The sequence below is a fragment of the [Clostridium] polysaccharolyticum genome, assembly GCF_900111595.1.
GTDB lineage: Bacteria > Bacillota > Clostridia > Lachnospirales > Lachnospiraceae > Clostridium_AI > Clostridium_AI polysaccharolyticum.
This window is the reverse complement of sequence record NZ_FOHN01000009.1, coordinates 79,756-97,671: the sequence shown is the minus strand read 5'-3', so window position 1 is coordinate 97,671 and position 17,916 is coordinate 79,756. Positions and strand designations below refer to the sequence as shown.

Below are 17,916 nucleotides of genomic sequence, written 5' to 3'. Positions count from 1 at the left end.
CTCCTTCTATTCTGCACCTTTTCCATATCCTTCTATAATATAAAAAGGAAAGACTAAATTAAATGGATTGTTTGTGGCACGTACCTGATAAGATATTTCTATCTGTACAGCCCCTTCCTTCTTTTTGTCTAATTCAATATGAACCTGTGTATTTATGATACGAGGTTCCCACATTAACAGTGCTTCTTCCACACTCCGTTCCATCTCTGCCAATGTCTGAATATTCATAGATGCAAAAACATAATTATGGATTTCACATCCAAATTCCGGATTTCTTACTCTTTCCCCTTTTTTGGTCATTACAATAATCCAGATTGCTTCTTTGATATCTTCTTCATAAGAGGATGTTTTCATCCGTCCTGTCGCTTTATCTATCTGAATAGGAAATTGAAAACCCGTTCCTAGAAATTGATTGGCACTCATTTTAAACCTCCATCTAGTTTATCTTAACCATACTCCCCTTTAACTGCGCCATTGCGCCTGACTCTAAACCTAGTGAACTATCCGCTTTTACTTTCACCATAGAACCTTGAAGATTTACAGACTGGCTTTTAAACTTTAATGACTGAGATGCATTCACATCCACCATATCACTTTTTATTGCTGTTTTCTTAGAATTCCCGTCTAACGTTATCATGGCTGTTCCATTTACTTTAAGTTCAATCTTGCTTTTTGCCTGAACAGACAGTTCTCCTTTATCTGAATTAATTAAAATTCCATTTTCACCACTCTTATCCTGAATAGATATTGTTTTCTTTTCGTCATCTAGCAAAAGGGTAAGTTCCCCTGGAGTATGAACGGTAATTTTTTCTTTGCTTTCTTCTTCTTGAAAAATAACTTCACAGCCACCTTTTGTCTTAAACCGTTTCACTGCGTTCTTTTCTTTTGCAGTATCCGCTGGCAAACTGTTTTTCTGGTTCCAAAGAGAACCTATGACCACAGGACGGTTACGGTCTCCCATTAAAAATGCGACAATGACCAAAGCCCCTACCTCTGGCAATGTATAAAGACCGTACTCTTTTCCTCCGTAGGGAGTCATTACAGGAATCCATCCAGACACATTCTTCCCTTCTGTTCCTAGATTCATTTCCACTTTCACTTTTCCTGGCTGCTTTTCATCCCAGTTCTGTAATACAATTCCTGTAGTCACGCCCCACATTTTATTCGCAATATTCCCATCTTCCTCAAACAGTTCTCCAAATATACTCAACTGGATACTCCTCCTATCTCAAACTCTGTTATAAATCCACTTTTTGAAAAAGAATGTTTTACTTCCGTAATATAAAAACTTTTATTTACCATTTCATCCACTTCTTCAATAGAAATATACCGTCCTGGTACAATTTCTGGCAAACCGATAGTTTTCCCTTTTCCAGTGCAAGTCCGCATTTTTTCCTTTTTTCCAATATATTCTGCCAGATTCTGTGCCTTTTCCTTTGTATCCACGTCTCCATCCACTATGACATATTCAGGTGTTGCCATAATACTTGTCTGATCCATGCTGCTCTTTACAGACTCCTCATAGGATACTGCTTCTTCCTTCTTATGATCGTATCCTAATACCTTTATCTTGGTATCTAAATACTCATATTCCACTTTAAATTCTAATAACTCTCTATTGTACTGCAATGCCATAACTGGAGATGTACTGCTGTCTATCTTCCGGTAATATGCTTTGTCTGCAAATATAAAGAATTCCCGGTTTCCTCTTTTGGTAAGTTCCTTGGTAACAAAATCATAATCGCTGCTAGTCTGGGAAACTGGATTTTCCAGCTGATCACTGGTAGCATCTGCCACCACAGAACATAGTCTGCTGTAATTGCCCATTACAGCCTGAAATGCATCTGAATAATTTTTCACATCATGAAGCAGGTGTTTTTTCCCACTGGTCATCATAAGCCTTCTTGCATCCATAAGTGTAACCACTATATATCTGCCAGCATTTAATTCTGCTCCTAACATCGCAACATAACCTTTGAATACCAGTTCCATATGGGATAAATAACCTAACTCAATAGAAACTACTGTCCCAAGCTTAAATTTTTCTTTTACTTTGCTTGAAAATCTGGTTTTCTCCAAATCATAACAGAAACCGATTTTAATTACTGCGTATCCTGCTGCCTTAATGGAAGTTGTCACTGTCAATTCCTCCACACTTAACTGCATGCCCGTAATAACATCCTGTCCATTTACATTAATTTTCATCTCTGGTACAAAAAAATTAGCATACTTGTTCTGAAGTTTTTCATAGGAAGTAGTACTTTTCATCAAATCTCCCATTTAGCAGTCCTCCTTTACGATTGCAGGAACCACTAATACCTGTCCTGTTTCAATTTCAAAAGGATTCATAATCCCATTGGCTTTTGCTATCCGTCTCCACTCATTGGCATCGTCATATTCTTTCTGTGCCAAAGACCATAAGGAAATATCCTCAGAAAATACTCGGGTTTTTGTTCTGTCTGGAGAATGTTTGGGATTTTTCTTTAGGGTACTTGCATCCCTAATCATTGTCACATCCACTTCTGCACGAATAGGAATCCCATCTGCATCAAACAAAGCAAACTTGGTTTTTACCGATTCTACATATCCCAAAACTTCAAACTTTCCCCATATAAATTTTACTTTAGGCGGCTTATGACCACCATTTATAGCTCTGCCAGCCAAATCTTCAATAGGCTTCGTAAGATCTGTTACATTTTTATTCTCATTTGTGGAAGCAAAATATAATTTCAAATCCAGTTTTCCTAATGAAGTGTACTTATACTGTATTTTTCCTAATTCATCATTTTCTTTTTCATCAGATATATTTACATATTCTGCCTTGCTAGAAGTAGAGTATTCGTTAGGATTAAACTGAACTGGAATTTCTGTATGCTCATCCACTAGCACGAACTTCGCCTTTTGTTTTGCATATCCTTCCCCAACATAATTCAAATCTTTCATTTTATTCTCACTCCATTCCATAGCGCATCCTGTCCAGATGAAGCTCCGATTTTATCTGATTTGTAATCGTCCTTGTTATGGCGGATGATGAATCCTGCTTTTTGTGACTCTCCTGCTCTTTTATCACTTTTTGTACCAGCTGGTCCTGTTTCACTAATGTTTTCTTGATCTCTGCAAACATCTGGCTGTTTTTATTCTGTACGGCCTGCTGGTTTACAATATACTGTTTTATCTCTTGGATTTCTTTTTTCTCTGGTTTATTCTGATTTATGTGAAATTCCTTATATACAAGAGGATTAACAAGCTCATTTCTAACTATGCTGCTAATCTGCTTTTTCATAACGGTCTGATTTACTTCTAAAACAGCATCCTTTAAAATGTTCAATGCCTCACGCCGTTCTTCTAAAGAACCCGATTTCATCACATGAAGAAATTCTCGCCGTTCCATATCTTTCCGTAATGTTTTCAACTCCAGCAGCTTATTCAAATTCTGCTTAAACTGCTTTCTTTCAATGGATTCTTTGAAAATCTGGGTACTTAATTGAAACTGGCTCTGCTTCATCATTCTTTGAAACATATGATAAAAAGTCTGCTTTAAAATCTCCGGTTTTACAGTTTGCTGATTCTGCACCTGAAATACCAGCTTCTTCTCATAGTTTTCCAGCTTTACAATTCTGTCATATGCCTCTCTTATTTTCACATCATTTCTCGATATCTGATTCAGTTCGGAATACACTCTCTTATCAACAGAAAGCAGACGGTTCAAATTCACCATAACATGATTGGTAATATTCTTTTGAAATGCTGTGTTTTCCTTTATAATGTCTTGTGCTAAACGGTTGCGATTCTGTCTAAGCAGCATCATGTTTACAGTAAATTCAATTTGTTTCTGGATATTTTTATGTTCTGGTTTCTCTTGTTCTGCTATTTTCTCTAGCAATACCATTGCCGCTGGGTCAAACCCATACATGCCCGTCATAGAATATTTATCTAAAATACGTTTCGCAAAAAAAAGTATTGACAATACTCTATGATCCATCTTCCCCTGCTGATTTGTTTTAAATGGAATAAGTATACCCATTCTCTGATTTGTAATCGTAATTTTTCTCTGATACTTAGTCATAAGGCTTAAACTCTTCTTTTAACCCACTATGGGCTATCTGTAATTGTTCAATAAAAATTTTGCTAGACGTTGCATCTAGCACAGGATATGCTTTTTCCAATACAATTCCCTGTTCAAAAGCCAGGCTTCGGACAACTTTGCCATTGTGCTTTACGGTTATTTCAACTCCCGTAACCATCATGCCTGGCCTTAGCCTGTCCCAGAACTGTGCAGAATTGCTAAGAAGCATTCCCTTTTCAAATGTTATGGTTTCTGGATTTTGTGCTGGTTTGGGTAACAGAACAGGTACTGGATTTCCCCCTTCGTGTATCACATCATATTCAATTTTTGACTGCATATTGCTGATTTTTGCAAAGCCTATTGTAACAGAACCATTTTCAAAGGACACACAATAATTATAATCTACACCATATTCCTTTTTATCTGCTGGATTATTGGATATTGGATCCACTATTTTCCCTTCTTCCTTATAAATTCGCTAGATCGAAAATATTTTCTGGTTCCTGATTCATCTGGCTGTTAATCTTTGAAATTTCTTTACACCACTGTAATCGGTCCCGGTGGCTGAAACTCATAATTTCCTCGTTGCTCCAATGCATGTAGTACCCGATAAATGCAACTTCTTCATATATTTTTTCTGCCGGATATGTACTTATTGACCGGCATCCAGAAAATTTACAGGAACATCTACAATTTCACCACAATGTGGACAAACTCCTTTATAAACTGGTGTATCCATTGTATTGATTTTTTCATACAAATCCTGTAAATATGCCAAATCTGCCGTAAACAGCCCTTCCACAATAGATGTATCCACCATTGGGAGAGAACCTAATTTGGTAATTACTCTAGATAACAAAATAATCGTTAAATATCCTGGATTCTGCTGCACTCTTGGATCACGCAGTGGCAGGATTTCATCTCCCGCATTGGCAAGACGCATAACTCCTTCTTTATGTATATTGCCTGAAAAATCAATATAACCCTTTGGCAAAGTAAATGGAAATTCTGTCTGAAATGACATCTTGTATCCTCCTATCTAATTGCCAGAGGATTATAAATATCCTCTGGCACTATCTTATTATTTTGTTCTAGTTAATCCTTCATGGGCAATTTCAATGGTTTCAACGGCTGCTTCATTAGAAGTTGCATTAAAATCTGGTGCATTGTATTTGCAAGGCCATGCGTCAATTACCTGCCATGTTGCTACCACAGCATCTGATTCATCATGAATGGAAATAGATATTGTCTTACGCTGTACAGGTCCTGTTACACCTGCAATCATCCAGTCATACAATGCTTTTTCTGCAATTACTCCTTTTTTAAGCGTAATATTGCTATATTTTTTAAGTCCAGCAAACTTTCGGATTGTCTGGTCTGGCATATCTCCTTCTCTATATTCTCCAACTTCAATAGATACATCAAAGCCACTGGCTTCTGAAAAACCGCCAGCCTGAATTCCATCTATTTCAACACTATATCTGTATTTCCCATATGGGTAAACTTTATCTGCCATGCTTTACTACTCCTTTCGCATTTTTATTCTGAATCGCTTGTCTTTTGTGTTAATCTGAAGATAACGAATTCAGCTGGTTTTACTGGTGCAACACCAATGACACAAATCAGTCTTCCATTATTGATATCATCCTGGCTCATGGTATCATGCCCTACATTTACAAAGAATGCTTCATCTGGAGAACCACCTGCCAAAGCACCATCTCTCCACATGCCATTTAAAAATACGCTAATTGTACGTTTAACACGATCCCATAGATTTTCATCATTTGGTTCAAATACAGCCCAGTTAGTATTCGCTTTAATAGACTCTTCAATAAAAATGAAAAGACGGCGGACATTTATGTACTTCCAGCTTCCATCACTAGAGGCTGTTCTTGCACCCCATACACGTATTCCCTGTCCTGGGAAAGAGCGAATCAGATTTACTCCCTTAGGATTCAAAATATCCTGTTCGCCTTTATTAAACTGACAGTCAAGACCAACGCAGGCACGTACTACTTCATTGGCAGGAGCTTTATGTACCCCTCTGGAATTATCACTTCTTGCATAAATTCCCAGTACAGAACCTGATGGCGGAATCGCAATATTTTTCTTATCTAACGGATCAAATACCGTAAGCCAAGGATGATATAATGCTGCATAATTACTATCAAATAAATCACGATGGTTTATTACATCCTGTACCTTCTGAGAAGTTCTTGGAATATCTAATACGGCAAATCTGCTTGCCAGATTTTCGCAATGTGCTACTAAAGAAAGCTGTACATTTGGATCGGTTACACCAGGAACTGCCATCAGAGATACCACATCGTTATCTACAAATGCCTGAATGCCTGTACGTTTTCCTGCTCCATTATCCACGCCTATAAAGTCAGCTGCACTAACGCTTGACACGTCGCCGTTGCTTCCGCCTTTGAAGTTTACCACTACCTGAGCCTCTTCACCAGATGCAGAAACTTCCGCAAATGGAGATTGGATTTTGGTTTCTTCTGATGCTGTATAAGCAACAGAAACAAGATTGGATTTTGCTAATTTCTTAGTAATAAAATTAGGAGATTCTATGTTAAATGATACATTTTCATAAGTTTCCACTACATCTTCAAATTTGACATCTATTCTCATTTCACAAGTCATAATGACTCTTGCTGGAACTAGATCCGTATCGACAATCCCCTCATCAAATTCTTCTGCAAATGTAATAATGTTGTCTTGGCTCTTGACGATTTTGTTATAAACAATTTTATCTTCATTTACATAAGCAACAATATCACCTGCTAAAAATCCTGAACTGCTTTTTACTTTATACTTATAATCTGTTCCATCTGTAAGAATTTCTTTCACCTGTGTTTTCGCTTTGTTCTGCTGTGTCATGGTTATGGTAATTGCATCTCCCCACATACCAGGGTTCTTTGCTGTAAAGCTTAACACTGGAGCATCCTCACTTGGCACAAATCCTGTGGAGCATTTTGCATCTTCAGGTGCAACACGCATAACAAAACAGCGGGAACCTCCATTTACAAAGAAGTTTTCAACTGCATATGCTAAGAAACGATATTCTCCAAATTCATTCTCGGACAAGTACCCTCCATAAGTTCTTTTAAATTCTGAAAAGTTGGTTACTAACTCCGGAACACCTGCTACTGGTCCTCTTTCTGCCATTCCAATAAATCCCGCTGTACTTGTACCTACTCCTTCCATGGGCTGTCCGCCAGAAGCAAATTCTTCTACGTAGACGCCTGGTGATAAATATTCAGCCATACTCGCCTAGAATCCTCTTATTTTGACTTTTTCTCTGTCTAAATACGAATTCTAGTTTCCTCCCTTCTTTCTTTGAAATTATATATTATATATTATGTAAAATAATACTGTCTGCCTATATTCTGCCGTATTGCAACAATCAGCACCTCTTTTGCTACTTCTTTAATTTCATTATTTATAAGATCTCCTCTTTTTCCCACAACATTACATGTACAATTTTAAATGAAAAGAAAAAAATTAACAAGTTATTTTCATACATTTTTGTTGAAATTTGTTTAAAATATGTCAGAAAATTTTTTGTTAGACTAAATAACTAAAATCTTCGTCGGATAATGTTTTTCCATACTTTGCATAATTTAGTTTTACTGCCTCTACAATATCCTTATTAGACAGCTTACGCTGCTTAGAAGCTGCCATAAAAGCTGCAATCGTAAGAATTTCCTTGATACTGCTTCCTGATAGTTCAAATGTTTCAGCAAAAAAAGCCAAATCCAGCTCTTCTTCACATGGTACTTGTTTTGGCAAAATTGTCTGCCAAAGCTGCATTCGTACTTCTTTGGCAGGATAGGTGAATTTAATCATAAACTTAATTCTTCTCTTAAATGCATCATCTAAATTCATGGCTAAATTGGTTGCCAATATAGTAATTCCATCATAATCTTCCATCTGCTGAAGCAAATGTGCAGTCTGGGCATTGGCACTTCGATCCATAGAGTCTTTCACATCCAGACGTTTTGCAAAGAGAGAATCTGCTTCATCAAAAAATAGCAATGCATTAATTCCTTTGGCTCGTTCAAAAACTTTGGAAATATTTTTTTCTGTCTCTCCTACATATTTGCTTATAAGCTGTGATAAGTCTATGCGATACAGACTAAGACCTAACTCATTGGCTATTACCTGAACTGCCATTGTTTTACCAGTTCCTGGTGCCCCATAAAACAGGGCACAGACTCCTCGTCCATATGCAGTTTTGTTAAAAAATCCCCATTCCTCCCCTACTATGCTCTTGTATTTAACCTGATTGCAAATTAACTCAAGCTGTGTTTTCTGCTCCTGTGATATGACCAGATCATCCCAAGTATAAGTGGCAGGAATTAACGTAGCACACTGGCCCAGCTTACTTACCGACTGCTGTTTTACTGCACTTCTAATTGCCTCAATTGTAATTTCTTGCCGATCCTCACTTACCCGAAGCAATTCTGCATTCCAAAGAGTGTCCTTAATTCCTCTTACGCTTAGGGAAAATTGGTTTGCTAGTAAATTCAAGTCTACCTCTTGGCTAATTTTATATTGTTTTGCAAACTCACACCATACCAAATATCTTTCTTTTAATGAAAGATTGTCCATTTTCACACTCATATACCTGAATTCCTGCCCCAGAAAATATTCTGCCTTCTCTTCTGATATCCATATAACAAGTGGAAATTTTCTTTTACATAAATCAATTATCTGGTATATCTTATCTAAAATATTTTCTCTTTTTTCCTCTTCTTCATGAGCTATATTGCGATATACAAAGCAAGGCAGCCGATCCGCTAACATACACTCCTGATAGAAACCTTCCATATATTGATAGATATCAAACTGAGCCACTATCACTTGTACATCAACAAAAAGTCCTGAAATTTCCAATTCTCTTAGGGCTCTATCTACAAAAAACTTTTTTCCATTTCCTTCTGGACCATAGATATTCAGTATCTGGCACCGCTCTTCTTTTTCCTTTCTTATGTAGCATAGTATATTTTTTATCTGATTATATTCCTTCTCATAGATTGGCATTAGATAATTGCCATCGCTTTGTTTAACAGAAAAATAATCCGAGACTTCTATAACACTTTTTCTTAACATGTCACTTAAATGACTATTCCCAGCAAGCCAGTCAAAAACTCTTGGTGAAAGTGTAAAAGTTTCTCCAAGCTGTATATTGTCATACAGCTCTTTTCGTTGTAAAATCACAGAAAAAACAGGACTCTGTGCAAATGTAAGTTTTGCAACCTCCTGCTGCTGTATTTTTTGAAAAAGTTCATATAAGGATACCGCTAGTCTCAATGATGGCTGTTTCATCCGGACATCCCCTTGAAGATAGGAATAAATAAGTTCATATTTTATATCCATATAATTAGCCCATCCTAAAAGAACCATAAATCGTTCAAAATCCGACAGTGCCATTTTATCTCCTAACAGCTTCATCCTTAAAACAATTTTTTGTTTCTCCTCCGTTTTTTCTATTCTGTTTCTTATGGTAGCGATAGCAGATAATAGTATTTCCTTTATTTCATCAAAAGGCAATTCTTCTTCCCTTTCTATGCTATTATCATATAACGAAGCCACTACTTCCTTTCCTGTAATGGCAACTCCCCTTAAATGTGCATTTTCTATCTCTAGTGGTGGTTCTCCTTCCCCATCCAAATATTTTAATGAACAGCCTATGGTTAGAATTAAATCAAGAAATCGTAACATATCTAAATTAAATTCTTCTTCATCTCCATATGGTTCCTGTTCTTTTTCCTTTTGAAAGAAGACATCGTATAATTCCTCTAATTGCATCTTATCACCTATCCTGTCTTTCGCAATTTATTATTCTTTCCTATATTATACTCCTAAACTACCTACAAATATATAAAAAAGACCAAAATGATTTCTCATTCTGGTCTCCTTTATTCGCAAGTCACTATTATGCCTCGTGTCATCCTGTCAGTTATTATTATATTGTTGTTATTGTTATTATTTGGAGAAATTTTGTGTCTCAAGAATTTTGTTTGCCCAATCTATTTCTTCTTTTGCTGGTGTCTTGACATCCTTTAAAGAATAATCCATTCCGAGCTTTTCCCATTTAAATATGCCAAATGTATGATAAGGCAGAACCTCAAAACGTTTTACTGATTCAAGGGTACTTACAAATTCCTTAAGCTTAATAAGATCTTCTTCTTTATCTGTAAGACCTGGCACAAAAACGTGCCGGATCCACATATCTTTCTTGTGCTCGGATAGGTATTTCGCCAGTTCTAAGATGTTTTGGTTTGTATGCCCTGTTAATTCTTCATGGACTTTCTGGTCCATGTGTTTAATATCCAGAATAAATAAATCCGTAACCTCCATAAGCTGGTTAAACTTTTCCAAATAGGACGCATCCATAGAAAACGGCTGTCCTGATGTATCTAAAGCTGTATGAACACCTGCTGCTTTTGCAAGCTGGAAGAATTCAATTAAAAAATCAATCTGCAGTAATGCTTCTCCCCCACTTACTGTAATACCACCATTATTTTTCCAATATGTTTTGTAGCGGAGTGCCTTGTCCAGTAATTCCTGCGCGCTAAATTCCTGTGCACCTTCTGCTTTCCACGTATCAGGATTATGGCAATATTTACATCGCATAGCACAGCCCTTAAGGAATACGACAAAGCGTATTCCAGGGCCATCTACAGCACCAAATGTTTCAAATGAATGAACTTTGCCCGTAACCATAATTATAATACTTCGTGGCAAGTTCTGGCAATAACATCTAACTGCTGTTCTCTTGTTAAATCAATGAATTTAACAGCATAACCAGATACACGGATTGTGAAGTTCGCATATTCTTCTTTTTCTGGATGTTCCATAGCATCAATAAGTTTTTCTTTACCAAATACATTTACATTCAAGTGATGAGCACCCTGATCAAAATAACCATCCAGTACCTGAACAAGATTTGCAACTCTTTCCGCTTCATCATGTCCAATCGCATCCGGGTTAATTGTCTGAGTATTAGAAATACCATCTAATGCCCACGCATATGGCAATTTAGCAACAGAGTTAAGTGATGCTAATAAACCGTTCTGTTCTGCACCGTAACTTGGGTTAGCACCTGGTGACAAAGGTTCACCAGCTTTTCTGCCATCTGGTAATGCTCCAGTAGCTTTCCCATATACTAAGTTAGATGTAATTGTTAAGATAGATGTTGTTGGTTCAGAATTTCTGTATGTGTGACGTTTCTTTAATTTGTCTAAGAAAGTCTTTAACAACCATACTGCAATTTCATCCGCTCTGTCATCATCGTTACCGTATCTTGGGAAGTCTCCTTCGATTTCGTAGTCGATAACTAAACCAGTTTCATCACGAACTGTTTTAACTTTAGCATATTTGATAGCACTTAAGGAGTCAACTACATGAGAGAATCCTGCAATACCTGTAGCAAATGTACGACGTACATCTGTATCTATTAAAGCTAATTCTGCTGCTTCATAGTAATATTTATCATGCATGTACTGGATTAAGTTTAATACGTTTACATATAAACCTGCTAGCCATTCCATCATAACATCATATTTAGCCATTACTTCATCATAGTCTAAATATTCGCTTGTGATTGGTGCATAGTTAGGACCTACTTGAACTTTGTTCTTTTCATCCATACCACCGTTGATAGCGTATAATAAACATTTCGCTAAGTTTGCTCTAGCTCCGAAGAACTGCATTTCTTTCCCTGTCTGAGTAGCAGATACACAACAGCAGATTGAGTAATCGTCACCCCATACTGGTTTCATAACATCATCATTTTCGTACTGGATAGAAGATGTTGTGATAGAAATCTTAGCAGCATATTGTTTGAACTGTGCTGGCAATGAAGAAGAGAATAATACGGTTAAGTTTGGTTCTGGTGAAGGTCCCATGTTTTCTAATGTGTGTAAGAAACGGTAATCCGTCTTAGTAACCATAGAACGTCCGTCCATGCCAATACCACCAACTTCAAGAGTAGCCCATACTGGATCTCCTGTAAATAACTGGTTGTAAGATTCAATTCTTGCGAATTTAACCATTCTTAATTTCATTGTAAAGTGGTCAATGATTTCCTGAGCTTCTGTCTCTGTAATAATGCCAGCTTTTAAATCTCTCTGGAAATAAATATCAAGGAAGGTAGATACACGGCCAACACTCATAGCAGCACCATTCTGAGTTTTAATCGCTGCTAAATATCCGAAGTATAGCCACTGAACAGCTTCTTTTGCTGTTTTAGCTGGTTCGGAAATGTCATAACCATAGATTTTAGCCATTTCTTTCATGCCCTTTAATGCATTGATCTGGTCTCTTAATTCTTCACGCTGACGAATAATATCGTCTGTCATAACACCACATCCGCAGTTAGCAAAATCTTTTTCTTTTTCTTCTATTAATAAATCAATACCGTATAAAGCTACACGACGATAGTCACCTACAATACGTCCACGTCCATAAGTATCTGGAAGGCCTGTAATAATTTTGTTATGACGAGCTAATTTCATTTCTGGTGTGTAAGCATCAAATACGCCTTGATTGTGTGTTTTGTGATATTGTGTAAATACTTTATGCAGCTCAGGACTTGGCTCATAACCATACATTTTACAGGATTGTTCTGCCATTGCAATACCACCAAATGGCATAAAAGCTCTTTTCAATGGCTTGTCAGTCTGAAGACCTACGATTTGTTCTAAATCTTTTAATTCTTCATTAATATAACCTGCTTTATGTGAAGTAAGTGAAGATACGACATCAGTATCCATATCTAACACTCCACCTTTTGCTCTTTCTTCTTTCTGAAGTTTCTGTAGTGCTCCCCACAATTTATCTGTTGCATCTGTTGGGTCAGCAAGAAATGTGGAATCACCTCCATATGGTTCATAGTTCTTTTGAATAAAGTCTCTTACGTCAATTTCTTCTTTCCATTTTCTTCCTTGGAAGCCGTTCCATTGTTCCTTGTTAAACATTATAATCCTCCTTGTTAATACTGTCTTTCATATCTAAGTTAATATTTACAATCTGTGTTTCGTAATGTATTATAAGGCTTTGTTAAAAATAAATCAATCTGTTTTTTGATTTTTTTTCTCATTTTGGGCTATGTACTTTATAAAATACAATTTCTGATTTATTTTCTACATTTAAAATTTTGTCTATTCCAATTTATTCCATAATTAAGTTAAGTTTTAGACAAAATTGGAATTTAAAATGTAAGAAAAACACACTTTGAAGCAGAAAAATAAAACACCTCAACATCCATATTTTTACTTTTTATGATTTTAAAATAAAATTACATTTTTATGTATATTTATTCAAAAAGCCCTCGTTTGGAATTTCTTCCAATGAGGGCTTTGGGTTCTAGGCTTTCGTTTTTTTCTTCCTGTTCATTTCATCAATGTATCCAACTGCTGATAATGCCGCAATATTTCCTTGTCCTGCTGCTTTTATATATTGATATGGAGTTCCAGCAATGTCCCCTGCTGCGAAGCATCCTGGCAGACTGGTTTTCATATGAATGTCCACTGCTACATGGTTTTTATCCAGTTTAAGTCCTGGAACAAGCTGTCCTGGAGATACGCTGTCTCTTAAAATAAATACTGCAGATGTTTCTATTTCCTGATTCTTTAATATGAGTTTTTCTACCGTTTTTGTTCCCGCAATTTCTACTGGCGTATCTCGCACAACATTGATACCTTCTTTCACTTCAACCTCTTCTTTATACATCGGAATATAGGTTACCTTCGAAGCGATATCTGCAACAAAGTCAGCTTCTGCTTCCTCATGCTTGTTATACGCAATAATTACAACATCTTTTCCTTTGTAAAGAGGTGCATCACAAGTTGCACAGAAACTCACCCCTTTTCCAAGGAACTCTTCTTCCCCTTGAAAAGGTTTTCCAAAGCTGACACCGGTTGCTAAAATAACCGTAACTGCCTCGTAAATTTCATTGTTTGCCAATATAGAATAATAACCACCCATATCATAAATATTGGTTACCCTTTTATTGGTAATCTCAATGTCCATTGCTTTTGCATGTTCTAAGAATGTATTCTTTAATTCTTCTCCTGTTTTCTGGTAAAAACCAAGATAATTATTAATTTCATGAGCTTTTGTCAATTTCGCACTCATATCAGGCTGACCGAATACTACAATGCTTTTCTTTCGGATTTTTGCATTAATTGCAGCGGATATGCCTGCAACACCACTTCCTATGATTGCAATATCTACTCGTTCCAATCTCTTTTCCTCCTGTCCCTGCCTAATCTTTTTATTTTCTTTTTATTTTCACATAAGGTATAAATATTTGTCAATTCTCTCTTTGAATAGTTTTCCAAAATCATTTTATATTATTCTTCTATTTTTCCCTTACATATTTTCACAGACAATTTATTAAAAACTAACATAACATTATCTATTTGTAAAGGCAATAAGCACATATGATCCGTTAGTAATTCAGCACAATGATCTATTACCTAATTGGTTTCTTTTAGGTATAATATCTATATCATATCTAAAAAGGAGAGGATATTTTTATGAGAAAAAGAATTACAAAACAGATTCTTGCACTTATGACAGCATCATCATTAATATTTGCAGGTGCTATTGTAAAACCACTTGAAGTAAATGCTGCTTATCAGGTAAGCATTCCTGCAAATGGTTTTGATTATCAGAAAAACAACATTGCACACGGAACTATGTCTTATTTTACATACTTCTCAAAAGCAACCAACAGCAACAGACGAGCAAAAATCTATTTGCCTCCAAACTATTCACCAAGCCAGAAATACAGTGTTCTTTACTTACATCATGGTATTGGTGGAAATGAAGATGAATGGACCAAATCAGGTGGTACTACTGAAAAAATCGCAGACAACTTAATCGCTTCTGGCAAAATCAAGCCAAGTATCATTGTCATGCCTAATGGTAATGCATCTGGCAACGGTGTTGGCGATGGCTGGGAAAACTATACAAAAGACCTTATTGGTTCCTTAATTCCTTATGTTGACAGCCACTATTCAACCTATGCGGATCGTACACATCGTGCAATCGCAGGTTTATCCATGGGTGGTGGACAAACCTTCAACATCGGTTTAACAAACCTTGATACTTTTGCATATGTTGGTTCCTTCTCAGCTGCTCCTAATACCAAATCTACTAATGTTTTATTCCCAGATGGTGGTGCTGCTGCAAAACAGAAATTAAAATTATTCTACATTTCCTGTGGAACAACTGACAGTTTAATCAGTTTCGGTGCAAATGTACATAACTTCTGCACCCAAAGAGGAATTAACCATGTTTATCAGACATATCCAGGAAGAGGACATGACTGGACTGTATGGAATCCAAGTTTATGGAACTTCCTTCAGATGTTAGAAGACGTTGGATATACTTCAGGATCTACTTCTAACCCAACACAGTCTCAGGCTCCATCCGTTTCCCAAGCTCCTGCTGCAACTCCTGCTACTGCAAGTATTTCAGACGGCTGGTATTACATCAAAAATGTAAATGCTCAGAAATACTTACAAGTAAAAGATAACAAAGGCAGTGCTGTTCAAAATGTTGAATTAGGTTCTGGTTCTGGTGCTGCTGGCCAGAAATGGCTCGTAACAAACAACAGCGATGGAACAATCACTTTAACAAATGGTCTTGGCAACTTCATGCTTGACATCGCCAATGGCGAAGATAAAGATGGTGCAAATGCTCAGATTTATGATGCTTACGGTGGCAATGCCCAGAAATTCATTGTGAAAAAAACTTCAGCTGCCAATGTTTACACAATCGTAACCAACTGCAGTTCCGGAAGCAAAGCACTTGATGCTTATAATCATGGTACAACTGACGGTACAAATATCTGCCAGTGGAGTTATACTGGTGAGAAAAATCAGCAATGGGTATTTGAAGCGGTAAATGCAGCTCCTGCTTCTCAGGCTCCTGTTGTCTCCCAAGCTCCTGTTGTATCTCAGGCACCAGTTGTATCTCAGGCTCCTGTTGTTTCCCAAGCTCCTGCTGCTTCTACAGGAATTACTTATGACTACAAAGTAACAGGCGACTGGGGAAGTGGTTTCCAAGGCGAACTTATCGTTACAAATAAATCTGACAAAACTTACAATGGCTGGACTTTAACATGCAGCATCAACAGCAAAATCGCTAGCCTTTGGGGTGCAGAATTAGTTGGACAAAGTGGTTCTAAAGTAACTATCAAGAGCCCATCCTGGAGTGCGTCACTTGCTCCTGGTGCTTCTGTATCTATCGGATTCGTAGCAGACGGTTCTGATAAGAGTGCTCCTTCTAATTATACATTCAGTTAATATAAAATCTTTAAAGGCCTCCTTAACGAAACAATTTCGATTTCGTTAAGGAGGCCTTTATTATAAAATTCAGAATATACTTTCCACGATATAAAGCGTCTGGGTGCTTTCAAAATAGAGCATATATAATTTGTCATCACCTTTTTCGTATTTTCTCCATGCATAATGCTCATTAAAATCTGGTTTCTTATTACTTTCCACTTCAAGCACGCTTAATATTTCATTCATGCTTTTTTCTATTTCCAGATCTTTTTCTACTGAATACTCCTCATTAAGAATATCACCTATCTTAGGTACATGGTATACAACGTAACGTTCTGACTCCCCAAACCAGTTATCTTTTGTCTTTTTTGCATATGTTTCCGTTATATTTTTAGGAAATGCTATATTCCAACGTTTTTCTATCAGCCTTACATTGGAATTATAATAGGACAGCGTAAAAAAAACTCCTCCAGCTGCTAATATCATCAAAAGCAATATAATAAAAGCCACTTTACTAATTTTCTTATGATTCCTCATTTACATATCTCCTCTATGTCTTAAAATAAACACGCTAATCGACTTCTTTACTTTATTAATCTGGTATTATAAGCTTTCTACTATCTGAGTATAATATGGTACAAGAACTCCTGCATCTTCAGCATCACTCATTATACTAACTGCTATTCCTGCTATACTAGTATAATTATCATCGTCATAGTCATATAAATCTGTAATATGTACTGCTGTAGAAGTAGATGAACTTTTTGCATACTTAAATCTATGAATAGCATAATACAAATCTTTGTCTACTGTTGTACCGCTGTTTGGAAATGAATCGCTTCCAACTGTAGAATTTCCTTTAGCAATTGACTTAAATACAGCTGACATTTTAACACGAGCACCGTATTGTGGACAATAGAAAGAATATTTCTTTTGATTACCATATGAATGTGCTAACAATTCTGCTGCCAGTTTATATCCACATTTTTTAAAATAAGCTAAAACTATTGCTATTGGCTCTGTATAAATTACATCTGCTGCTGATATACTCAATAAAGAAACACGACTATTCTCTTTAGAGTATTCATAAATTATTCCATCAACAGAATCTATTAACTTTTGTATTTCTTCTTTCTTCTCAACTGATGAAGCATTAACTTTCAAATCAGTGTATTCAAGTTTTAGTTGCTCCAACTCTGTTAATACATCTGTTCCTTTTGAATTTAATTCTTTCTCAATAATATTTGCTTACTTTCTTATGCTATAATATGGTAGCACATCACTTGCATTAATGCACATTATTGGATTAATAACAATTACTAAACTCATTAGTACACAAATAATTTTTCTCATATTTTTCATAGTATTCATTAACTTAAATTTCCATTTTTTATTGTAACATTATACATTATGTATATCAATATTATTTTATTAATTTGTTATTTTACAAACTAATTATTAACAATTTTCCTAGTAATTTATATATATGCTCCACAAAACCTCTAATTGTACATTCTTCTATCAATTACTTAT

17 protein-coding genes are annotated in these 17,916 nt (G+C 36.2%); 1 reads left to right on the top strand and 16 read right to left on the bottom strand.

Annotation, left to right across the window (positions count from 1 at the left end):
- Positions 1 to 6 precede the first annotated feature (6 nt).
- From BMY85_RS07695 to BMY85_RS07630, 14 genes are all read right to left on the bottom strand, one after another.
- Positions 7 to 423 (bottom strand): GPW/gp25 family protein, encoded by a 417-nt coding sequence (locus BMY85_RS07695; RefSeq protein WP_092477692.1) that lies wholly within the window; start codon positions 421 to 423, stop codon positions 7 to 9.
- 13 nt (positions 424 to 436) lie between these two features.
- Positions 437 to 1,210, bottom strand: a complete 774-nt coding sequence (locus BMY85_RS07690) for a phage baseplate assembly protein V (RefSeq protein ID WP_092477691.1) — start codon at positions 1,208 to 1,210, stop codon at positions 437 to 439.
- Positions 1,207 to 2,280 carry a phage late control D family protein gene (locus BMY85_RS07685; protein WP_092477690.1) on the bottom strand — a complete coding sequence of 358 codons (1,074 nt, stop codon included), beginning with the start codon at positions 2,278 to 2,280 and terminating at the stop codon, positions 1,207 to 1,209. Before BMY85_RS07685 ends, BMY85_RS07690 begins: the two co-directional genes overlap by 4 nt.
- Positions 2,281 to 2,964: a CIS tube protein gene (locus BMY85_RS07680; RefSeq protein ID WP_092477689.1), complete on the bottom strand. Its 684-nt coding sequence runs from the start codon at positions 2,962 to 2,964 to the stop codon at positions 2,281 to 2,283.
- Positions 2,951 to 4,066: a hypothetical protein gene (locus tag BMY85_RS07675; RefSeq protein ID WP_092477688.1), complete on the bottom strand. Its 1,116-nt coding sequence runs from the start codon at positions 4,064 to 4,066 to the stop codon at positions 2,951 to 2,953. Before BMY85_RS07675 ends, BMY85_RS07680 begins: the two co-directional genes overlap by 14 nt.
- Complete coding sequence (locus tag BMY85_RS07670; RefSeq protein WP_177180688.1) at positions 4,059 to 4,517, bottom strand: phage tail protein; 459 nt, start codon at positions 4,515 to 4,517, stop codon at positions 4,059 to 4,061. The genes BMY85_RS07675 and BMY85_RS07670 overlap by 8 nt, the downstream gene beginning before the upstream one ends.
- Positions 4,518 to 4,533: 16 nt before the next feature.
- Positions 4,534 to 4,722: a DUF6760 family protein gene (locus BMY85_RS16175; protein ID WP_092477686.1), complete on the bottom strand. Its 189-nt coding sequence runs from the start codon at positions 4,720 to 4,722 to the stop codon at positions 4,534 to 4,536.
- On the bottom strand, positions 4,719 to 5,090 hold the full coding sequence (locus tag BMY85_RS07660; protein WP_092477685.1) for a hypothetical protein: 372 nt from the start codon (positions 5,088 to 5,090) through the stop codon (positions 4,719 to 4,721). Before BMY85_RS07660 ends, BMY85_RS16175 begins: the two co-directional genes overlap by 4 nt.
- Before the next feature lie 57 nt (positions 5,091 to 5,147).
- Positions 5,148 to 5,582 carry a phage tail protein gene (locus BMY85_RS07655; RefSeq protein ID WP_092477684.1) on the bottom strand — a complete coding sequence of 145 codons (435 nt, stop codon included), beginning with the start codon at positions 5,580 to 5,582 and terminating at the stop codon, positions 5,148 to 5,150.
- A 23-nt stretch (positions 5,583 to 5,605) separates the two neighbouring features.
- Positions 5,606 to 7,342 (bottom strand): phage tail sheath family protein, encoded by a 1,737-nt coding sequence (locus tag BMY85_RS07650; RefSeq protein WP_092477683.1) that lies wholly within the window; start codon positions 7,340 to 7,342, stop codon positions 5,606 to 5,608.
- A gap of 300 nt (positions 7,343 to 7,642) precedes the next feature.
- Positions 7,643 to 9,889, bottom strand: a complete 2,247-nt coding sequence (locus BMY85_RS07645) for an ATP-binding protein (RefSeq protein WP_092477682.1) — start codon at positions 9,887 to 9,889, stop codon at positions 7,643 to 7,645.
- Positions 9,890 to 10,066: 177 nt separating this feature from the next.
- Entirely contained in the window at positions 10,067 to 10,807 is a 741-nt protein-coding gene (pflA, locus tag BMY85_RS07640) for a pyruvate formate-lyase-activating protein (protein ID WP_092477681.1), read from the bottom strand.
- 2 nt (positions 10,808 to 10,809) lie between these two features.
- Positions 10,810 to 13,062, bottom strand: coding sequence for a formate C-acetyltransferase (pflB, locus tag BMY85_RS07635; protein WP_092477680.1), 2,253 nt, complete (start codon positions 13,060 to 13,062; stop codon positions 10,810 to 10,812).
- A gap of 388 nt (positions 13,063 to 13,450) precedes the next feature.
- The gene (locus BMY85_RS07630; protein ID WP_092477679.1) at positions 13,451 to 14,329 is read right to left on the bottom strand and encodes an NAD(P)/FAD-dependent oxidoreductase; all 879 of its coding nucleotides are present in this window, start codon (positions 14,327 to 14,329) and stop codon (positions 13,451 to 13,453) included.
- Positions 14,330 to 14,625: 296 nt separating this feature from the next.
- Between BMY85_RS07630 and BMY85_RS07625 the strand changes: the two genes are divergently transcribed.
- Positions 14,626 to 16,401, top strand: coding sequence for an alpha/beta hydrolase-fold protein (locus tag BMY85_RS07625; RefSeq protein WP_092477678.1), 1,776 nt, complete (start codon positions 14,626 to 14,628; stop codon positions 16,399 to 16,401).
- Between the two features lie 69 nt (positions 16,402 to 16,470).
- Here the strand turns inward: BMY85_RS07625 and BMY85_RS07620 are convergent, their stop codons facing one another.
- Positions 16,471 to 16,920, bottom strand: a complete 450-nt coding sequence (locus BMY85_RS07620) for a hypothetical protein (RefSeq protein WP_092477677.1) — start codon at positions 16,918 to 16,920, stop codon at positions 16,471 to 16,473.
- 66 nt (positions 16,921 to 16,986) lie between these two features.
- Entirely contained in the window at positions 16,987 to 17,577 is a 591-nt protein-coding gene (locus tag BMY85_RS15750) for a hypothetical protein (RefSeq protein ID WP_207646536.1), read from the bottom strand.
- Between the last annotated feature and the right edge of the window lie 339 nt (positions 17,578 to 17,916).

What these genes read in the sequence shown, in the direction of transcription:
- BMY85_RS07695 (WP_092477692.1), bottom strand. Translation starts at nt 423, where the DNA reads ATGAGTGCCAATCAATTTCTAGGAACGGGTTTTCAATTTCCTATTCAG.
- BMY85_RS07685 (WP_092477690.1), bottom strand. Translation starts at nt 2,280, where the DNA reads ATGGGAGATTTGATGAAAAGTACTACTTCCTATGAAAAACTTCAGAAC.
- BMY85_RS07680 (WP_092477689.1), bottom strand. Translation starts at nt 2,964, where the DNA reads ATGGAATGGAGTGAGAATAAAATGAAAGATTTGAATTATGTTGGGGAA.
- BMY85_RS07675 (WP_092477688.1), bottom strand. Translation starts at nt 4,066, where the DNA reads ATGACTAAGTATCAGAGAAAAATTACGATTACAAATCAGAGAATGGGT.
- BMY85_RS07660 (WP_092477685.1), bottom strand. Translation starts at nt 5,090, where the DNA reads ATGTCATTTCAGACAGAATTTCCATTTACTTTGCCAAAGGGTTATATT.
- BMY85_RS07655 (WP_092477684.1), bottom strand. Translation starts at nt 5,582, where the DNA reads ATGGCAGATAAAGTTTACCCATATGGGAAATACAGATATAGTGTTGAA.
- BMY85_RS07650 (WP_092477683.1), bottom strand. Translation starts at nt 7,342, where the DNA reads ATGGCTGAATATTTATCACCAGGCGTCTACGTAGAAGAATTTGCTTCT.
- BMY85_RS07645 (WP_092477682.1), bottom strand. Translation starts at nt 9,889, where the DNA reads ATGCAATTAGAGGAATTATACGATGTCTTCTTTCAAAAGGAAAAAGAA.
- pflA (WP_092477681.1), bottom strand. Translation starts at nt 10,807, where the DNA reads ATGGTTACGGGCAAAGTTCATTCATTTGAAACATTTGGTGCTGTAGAT.
- pflB (WP_092477680.1), bottom strand. Translation starts at nt 13,062, where the DNA reads ATGTTTAACAAGGAACAATGGAACGGCTTCCAAGGAAGAAAATGGAAA.
- BMY85_RS07625 (WP_092477678.1), top strand. Translation starts at nt 14,626, where the DNA reads ATGAGAAAAAGAATTACAAAACAGATTCTTGCACTTATGACAGCATCA.
- BMY85_RS07620 (WP_092477677.1), bottom strand. Translation starts at nt 16,920, where the DNA reads ATGAGGAATCATAAGAAAATTAGTAAAGTGGCTTTTATTATATTGCTT.